The following is a 6,000-nucleotide window of genomic DNA, read 5'->3' as shown; positions in this document are numbered from 1 at the left end:
GCACCGATCGCCATGGAAGACGGCCTGCGCTTCGCGATCCGCGAAGGTGGCCGCACCGTCGGCGCCGGCGTCGTGTCCAAAATCCTCGAGTGATCGGGATCCGATAGGTATTGCAGGGGGCGTCCTTCGGGGCGCCCCTGTTGCTTGGACCGGCGCACAAGGGCGTTACGCGCCGAGGATTCGGGGGATATCAGGCCCGATCCGTCAAGATGTCGCAGCTGCGACTCTGCCCTCGGCCAGTGTTTTCACATGCAGCAACCGGGATGTTCGGCAGGCCACGCCGCCGTGCCGAAGGGACGGATTAGTGATGCAAAACAATGGCAAGCCGGATGTTTCTGCAGGTGCGAGAAGGCCATCTGCATACGATGGTATTCCGCTAAGTCATTGAAAACTTGACTTTTTTCTGCATTCCGTCACTCTTTGCGCAGAAGTCGGGGAGACGCGGATGGATCAGTTGAATGTCAGGGCTTGGGAAGGCCGTACGGAGTTGCAGGAGGGGTGTATATCGCCTGCTCAGGCCGCTCAGATCCATGCAACTCTCGGGACACCGGGCAGCAGACCGCCGGCGATGGGTGACCTGCTGGAGCCGCTGTGGCACTGGTGTGCGTTCAATCCCACGGCGCCCTTGGCGGAGCTGTCACGCGACGGTCACCCGGCGCTTGGGGATTTCCTGCCGCCGGTCCGTCTGGAACGGCGGATGTGGGCCAGTGGGGCGCTGAGCTTCGGCGCGCCGCTCAGAGTGGGAGAGCGGCTGACAAAGCGATCTTTCATCCGCAGCGTGGTGGAAAAGGAAGGCAAGACCGGGCCGATGGTTCTGGTTTCGGTCGATCACCGGATTTACGGCGAACAGGGTCTGGCGATCGAAGAGCGGCAGGATATCGTCTATCTCGACATCCCCGACAGGTTCCGCCCGCCCGCTGCCCGCCCGCTGCCCGAGCGCCCGGCACTGCACAAACAGATCCGGTTGAGCGAGGCGCTCTTGTTCCGGTATTCGGCGCTGACCTTCAACGCGCACCGTATTCACTATGATCTGCCCTATGCGCAGGAGGTCGAGCATTACCCCGGTCTTGTGGTGCATGGGCCGATGCAGGCGACCTGGCTTATTCAGGCGGCGTGTCAGTACAAGGGCCGACGACCCAGCCATTTCGATTTCCGCGCCGTGCATCCGGTGTTCCTGAGCCCCGGCGAAAGCCGCGATCTGGACATCATGGGCACCGAGGACGAGAGCGGCGCAGTGCTGCTCTGCACCGGCCAGCAAGGGCATCAGGGCATGCAGGCCACAGCCATTTGGGAGGAAACGGTATGAACAGGTTGCTCAACGGAATGCGGGTGGTCGAAGGCTCGGCTTTTGTGGCCGTGCCGCTGGCGGGAATGACGCTGGCGCAGATGGGGGCCGAGGTGATCCGCTTTGACCGGATCGAAGGCGGCTTGGACGCGGGGCGCTGGCCGCTGGCACCCTCCGGGCGCAGCCTGTTCTGGGCAGGGTTGAACAAGGGCAAGAAATCGATCGCGGTGGATATGCGCAGCCCCGAAGGCAAAGAGCTGGTCACCCGGATCATAACCGCACCCGGAAAGGACGCGGGCATGTTCCTGACCAATCTGCGGGTGCGCGGCTGGATGGACTACGAAACGCTCAGCCAGTATCGGCGCGACCTGATCATGGTGACGCTGACCGGCGACCGGCATGGCCGCCCGCAAGTGGATTACACGGTCAATCCAGCACTTGGCATCCCCGAGATGACCGGTCCCGAAGGCCATGACGCGCCCGTGGCCAGCGCACTTCCGGCATGGGATCTGATCGCGGGAAACATGGTGGTGTCGGCGCTACTTGCGGCCGAGCGTCACCGCCTGCGAGAGGGCGAGGGCCAGGATGTGGAGATTGCGCTGAAGGACGTCGCGGCAGCCACCATCGGCCATCTGGGCATGATCGGCGATGCGCTCGTCAATCAGACGGAACGCGGCAAATCCGGCAACGCGCTCTATGGCGCGTATGGACAGGATTTCGAATGCGCCTGCGGGCGGCGGGTCATGGTGATCGGGTTGACGGGGCGGCAATGGGCGGGGCTGGTGAAGGTGACCGGCACCGGAGACGCGATGGAGCGGCTGGCCAAGCGCACGGGCCGTGATCTTGAGGATGAAGGCGTGCGTTGGGAGCTGCGCCACGAGATCACCGAGATTCTCCGGCCCTGGTTCGCAGCGCGCCGGGTCGAGGAGTTCGCCGAGCAGTTCGAGGCCCGTGGCCTGACATGGTCGATCTTCCGAAGCGTGAAGCAAGCGGTGCGCGAGGACCCCGATCTGAGCGAGGCCAACCCGATGTTCTCGATGCTGGATCAGCCGGGGCTTGGCCGATTCCCGGTGCCGGGCTATCCCGGCGAGTTTTCGGCCAAGCCGAGGATCAAGCCGGCGCCGGCGCCGGAACTGGGCCAGCATACCGAGGAAATTCTGGGTGATGTGGCGCGTTTGACCGATACCGAGATCGCACAGCTTTTCGACAAGGGTGTCGTGCAAAGTCCAAATTATACCGCCCGATCGGCGGCCTGAAAGGGCCGCCGGAACGAGCGCCAGGACGCGATGAAGAAATTCCGAAGAAGGCGGCTTGATTCCCGGCGTAAGGTGGCTTAATCCGGCGCTTGGCGTAGGGGTATAGCTCAGCTGGTAGAGCGACGGTCTCCAAAACCGTAGGTCGCGGGTTCGAGCCCTGCTGCCCCTGCCAATCCACATTTCCTGTCACAGCTTACGAATTCAGGACGCGCCGTGGAGGGTTTTTGCCCCGGCCGCATTCCTGACGGATTTCCGCCATTCTCAAGTCTCAAAACCCATGTGAATACAATCATAAAGTTATTTTGCGTGGGGGCGCGGAGTTGAGTGAGTTTTGTCATGACAAACAATGCATCCGTGCGCATTACGCACACAGACCAGCCTGCACCTTTTGCAAAAGCCTCCGACAGGCGCGGCCATGTCGCGGACGGTGGTGAGACGCTTGCCGGACAGGATGCGGCCGAGCGGATTGTCCGCGATTTTATGGTCGAAGAAATGCGGAAAACCGGGGCTGATCGTTTGCCCGAGCTTGCGCCCGCAGAGACAGAAGTCACGGGCAAAATAAAGGCAAAGACCCAAAAGAAAGCATGTGTCCGGCGCCAGCAATGGCATGAGGCCGTTTTTGATGATTCCGGGCGGGACCAACTTGACCGGCTCGCCCAGGTGCAGGCTGAGCCACGGCAAGCTGAAACACCGATGGGTACGAGCCAAGGCCAGACAAAACGCATCGTCGGATTGGCGCGGGGCATCAGGCTCGGACGTGGTGCCGTCATGGCGATGCTGCTCGTGCTTTTGGTGATCTGGAAACCGGGTCTTGTGCTGACCTTGATCGGGGTTCCAGTCGTTCTGGCTGTCATTGCCTATTTGACCGTCGGACATGACCGGATCGCGGAAATCAGCGCCGAAAGCTGGCGAAAATTCGAGGCGCGCCGTCCGAAACGTGCCGAGACGTTGCGCGCGAAGGCGGATGCGCTGGCTCTGAAATGGGACATGCTGCTGGACCATCTGCCCGAAAGCTGGGCCGAACGGCTGGCCTTGCCCGATCTTTCGGCATCGAACGGCACGACGCTGCGGGATGCGCCGGACCCGTTCGAGCGACTGGCCAGAGAGGCCCGCAACGACTGAGCGAGGGCAGCAGCGCCACATGGCTGCCTTCTGCCGGAGCGTGGCCCCTTGAATTCGCGCGCCCGCCCGAGTATGTCGCCCGTCAACCGGCACAGGAAAGTAGACAGCGCCCATGGCACGCACAAATCCGCTTCAGTTCATTCAGCAGGTCCGCGCAGAAGTGGCGAAAGTGGTCTGGCCCACGCGCCGCGAGGTCCTGTTGACCACGGTCATGGTGTTCATCATGGCGGCCCTGACGGCGGTCTTCTTCGCGCTGGTCGATCTGGGTATTCGCAGCGGGCTGCAGGGCTTGCTGTCGATATTCGGCTGACAGGCCTCCGTGGGACTGTGTGACGGGCGAGAAAAGTGCGCCTTCGCCCTTGAAACCGCAAGCGATCACGGGTAAGCCGCAGGTCACTTCGGAATATGGCGCGCGGCGATTCGGGTTGCGCGCCGATTTTTGTTTCGAGAACTCCGGGTTCAGATCCGGAAGGAATTCTAGAATATCGGTCGAATGGCCGGCAGCGACAAGGGCATGGGTCGGACATGGCGAAACGGTGGTACTCGGTCAGTGTTCTCTCGAATTTCGAAAAGAGGATCGCCGAGCAGATCAGACAATCCGTTGCCGAACAGGGGCTCGAAGAGGAAATCGACGAGGTTCTGGTCCCCACCGAAGAGGTGATCGAGGTGCGGCGCGGCAAGAAGGTGACAACCGAGCGCCGTTTCATGCCCGGCTATGTGCTGGTCCATATGGAAATGTCGGACCGTGGTTATCACCTCGTCAATTCGATCAACCGGGTCACGGGCTTTCTTGGCCCGCAGGGCCGCCCGATGCCGATGCGCGATGCCGAGGTCAATGCCATCCTGAACCGCGTTCAGGAAGGCGAGGAATCGCCGCGCACGCTGATCCATTACGAGATCGGTGAGCGGGTAAAGGTGAATGACGGTCCGTTCGAAGATTTCGACGGCATGGTCGAGGAAGTGGACGAAGACAACCAGCGCCTCAAGGTGACGGTGTCGATCTTTGGCCGGGAAACCCCGGTCGAACTGGAATTCACGCAGGTCACCAAACAGACCTGATGTGTGAGCCGTGGGAGGCGAGGGCGCCGCGGCGCCCGGACCGGACCACACGACTGAGACCCCAAGGGGCGCGCCCTGAGGGGAGTTGGAAAGAAGGAGAGGCCAGATGGCCAAGAAACTCGCAGGCAAGATGAAGCTGCAAGTGCCCGCAGGCAAAGCGACCCCGTCCCCCCCGGTGGGACCGGCGCTTGGTCAGCGTGGCATCAACATCATGGAATTCTGCAAGGCGTTCAACGCCAAGACGCAGGACATGGAGCCCGGTGCGCCGTGCCCGACCGTGATCACCTATTACCAGGACAAGTCTTTCGAGATGGACATCAAGACGCCGCCGGCGTCGTACTACCTCAAGAAGGCCGCAAAGCTGCAGTCCGGGTCCAATACGCCGGGCCGCGCGACCGCTGGCACAGTGTCCACCAAGCAGGTGCGCGAGATCGCCGAAGCCAAGTGGAAAGACCTGAACGCGAACGATGTCGATGCCGCGATGAAAATCATCCTCGGCTCCGCGCGTTCCATGGGCATCGAGGTGAAGTAAGATGGGAAAGCTTGGAAAACGCACCCGCGCCGCACGCGAGGCATTCGCCGGCAAGGAAAATCTCAGCGTCGAGGAAGCCGTTGCGCTGATCAAGGCCAACGCAACCGCGAAATTCGATGAAACGGTCGAGATTTCGATGAATCTCGGCGTTGATCCGCGCCACGCCGACCAGATGGTCCGCGGTGTTGTCGGCCTGCCGAACGGCACCGGCAAGGACGTACGCGTTGCCGTGTTCGCTCGTGGTGCCAAGGCCGAAGAAGCGCAGGCCGCAGGGGCCGATATCGTGGGCGCCGAAGACCTGATGGAAACCATTCAGGGCGGCAAGATCGATTTCGATCGCTGCATCGCCACCCCGGACATGATGCCGATCGTCGGTCGTCTGGGCAAGGTGCTTGGCCCGCGCAACCTGATGCCGAACCCCAAGGTCGGCACCGTGACCATGGATGTGGGTGACGCCGTCAAGGCCGCCAAGGGCGGTGAAGTCCAGTTCAAGGCCGAAAAGGCCGGTGTGGTTCACGCCGGTGTCGGCAAGGCATCGTTTGACGATGCCAAGCTGGTCGAGAATGTGCGCGCTTTCGTGTCGGCCGTGGCCAAGGCCAAACCGGCGGGCGCCAAGGGCACCTACATGAAGAAGATTTCGCTGACCTCGACCATGGGGCCGGGTGTCAGCATCGACGTGGCGAACGCGGCGTCGGAATGAGATTTGCGTCGGCCCAATGGGCCGGCGTGAATGGCGGGGCCGCAAC

The 6,000-nt window shown here is 62.1% G+C and carries 9 protein-coding genes and 1 tRNA gene; 9 read left to right on the top strand and 1 reads right to left on the bottom strand.

Annotation, left to right across the window (positions count from 1 at the left end):
* The 4 genes from F3H35_RS17990 to F3H35_RS17975 all read left to right on the top strand — a co-directional run.
* A partial coding sequence (locus F3H35_RS17990; RefSeq protein ID WP_149779575.1) for an EF-Tu C-terminal domain-related protein occupies nt 1–93 on the top strand: 93 nt, incomplete at its 5' end.
* A gap of 352 nt (nt 94–445) precedes the next feature.
* Complete coding sequence (locus F3H35_RS17985) at nt 446–1,306, top strand: FAS1-like dehydratase domain-containing protein (protein WP_223228473.1); 861 nt, start codon at nt 446–448, stop codon at nt 1,304–1,306.
* Entirely contained in the window at nt 1,303–2,541 is a 1,239-nt protein-coding gene (locus F3H35_RS17980; RefSeq protein ID WP_149780913.1) for a CoA transferase, read from the top strand. The genes F3H35_RS17985 and F3H35_RS17980 overlap by 4 nt, the downstream gene beginning before the upstream one ends.
* A gap of 96 nt (nt 2,542–2,637) precedes the next feature.
* Nucleotides 2,638–2,713: transfer RNA gene (locus F3H35_RS17975), tRNA-Trp, on the top strand.
* A gap of 125 nt (nt 2,714–2,838) precedes the next feature.
* On the opposite strand, the gene F3H35_RS17970 is transcribed toward F3H35_RS17975, so the two are convergent.
* Nucleotides 2,839–3,222 carry a hypothetical protein gene (locus tag F3H35_RS17970; RefSeq protein WP_149780912.1) on the bottom strand — a complete coding sequence of 128 codons (384 nt, stop codon included), beginning with the start codon at nt 3,220–3,222 and terminating at the stop codon, nt 2,839–2,841.
* A gap of 12 nt (nt 3,223–3,234) precedes the next feature.
* Here F3H35_RS17970 and F3H35_RS17965 point away from each other — a divergent pair, with 12 nt between their 5' ends.
* From F3H35_RS17965 to rplA, 5 genes are all read left to right on the top strand, one after another.
* Nucleotides 3,235–3,663 carry a hypothetical protein gene (locus F3H35_RS17965; protein ID WP_188130032.1) on the top strand — a complete coding sequence of 143 codons (429 nt, stop codon included), beginning with the start codon at nt 3,235–3,237 and terminating at the stop codon, nt 3,661–3,663.
* A 112-nt stretch (nt 3,664–3,775) separates the two neighbouring features.
* Complete coding sequence (secE, locus tag F3H35_RS17960) at nt 3,776–3,973, top strand: preprotein translocase subunit SecE (RefSeq protein ID WP_007812946.1); 198 nt, start codon at nt 3,776–3,778, stop codon at nt 3,971–3,973.
* Nucleotides 3,974–4,188: 215 nt separating this feature from the next.
* The gene (nusG, locus tag F3H35_RS17955) at nt 4,189–4,722 is read left to right on the top strand and encodes a transcription termination/antitermination protein NusG (RefSeq protein WP_007812948.1); all 534 of its coding nucleotides are present in this window, start codon (nt 4,189–4,191) and stop codon (nt 4,720–4,722) included.
* Between the two features lie 106 nt (nt 4,723–4,828).
* A complete protein-coding gene (rplK, locus tag F3H35_RS17950) occupies nt 4,829–5,254 on the top strand; it encodes a 50S ribosomal protein L11 (RefSeq protein WP_007812952.1) in 426 nt (141 codons plus the stop codon).
* A 1-nt stretch (nt 5,255) separates the two neighbouring features.
* On the top strand, nt 5,256–5,954 hold the full coding sequence (gene rplA / locus F3H35_RS17945; protein WP_149780910.1) for a 50S ribosomal protein L1: 699 nt from the start codon (nt 5,256–5,258) through the stop codon (nt 5,952–5,954).
* Nucleotides 5,955–6,000 lie beyond the last annotated feature (46 nt).

The sequence above is a fragment of the Roseovarius litoreus genome, assembly GCF_900142765.1.
GTDB lineage: Bacteria > Pseudomonadota > Alphaproteobacteria > Rhodobacterales > Rhodobacteraceae > Roseovarius > Roseovarius litoreus.
Note: the sequence above shows the minus strand (reverse complement) of the source record. Positions and strands in the feature narration are given on the sequence as shown.

Excerpts from the sequence above, each read along its gene's own strand:
- F3H35_RS17985 (WP_223228473.1), top strand. The coding sequence starts at position 446 with ATGGATCAGTTGAATGTCAGGGCTTGGGAAGGCCGTACGGAGTTGCAG.
- F3H35_RS17980 (WP_149780913.1), top strand. The coding sequence starts at position 1,303 with ATGAACAGGTTGCTCAACGGAATGCGGGTGGTCGAAGGCTCGGCTTTT.
- F3H35_RS17965 (WP_188130032.1), top strand. The coding sequence starts at position 3,235 with ATGGGTACGAGCCAAGGCCAGACAAAACGCATCGTCGGATTGGCGCGG.
- secE (WP_007812946.1), top strand. The coding sequence starts at position 3,776 with ATGGCACGCACAAATCCGCTTCAGTTCATTCAGCAGGTCCGCGCAGAA.
- nusG (WP_007812948.1), top strand. The coding sequence starts at position 4,189 with ATGGCGAAACGGTGGTACTCGGTCAGTGTTCTCTCGAATTTCGAAAAG.
- rplK (WP_007812952.1), top strand. The coding sequence starts at position 4,829 with ATGGCCAAGAAACTCGCAGGCAAGATGAAGCTGCAAGTGCCCGCAGGC.
- rplA (WP_149780910.1), top strand. The coding sequence starts at position 5,256 with ATGGGAAAGCTTGGAAAACGCACCCGCGCCGCACGCGAGGCATTCGCC.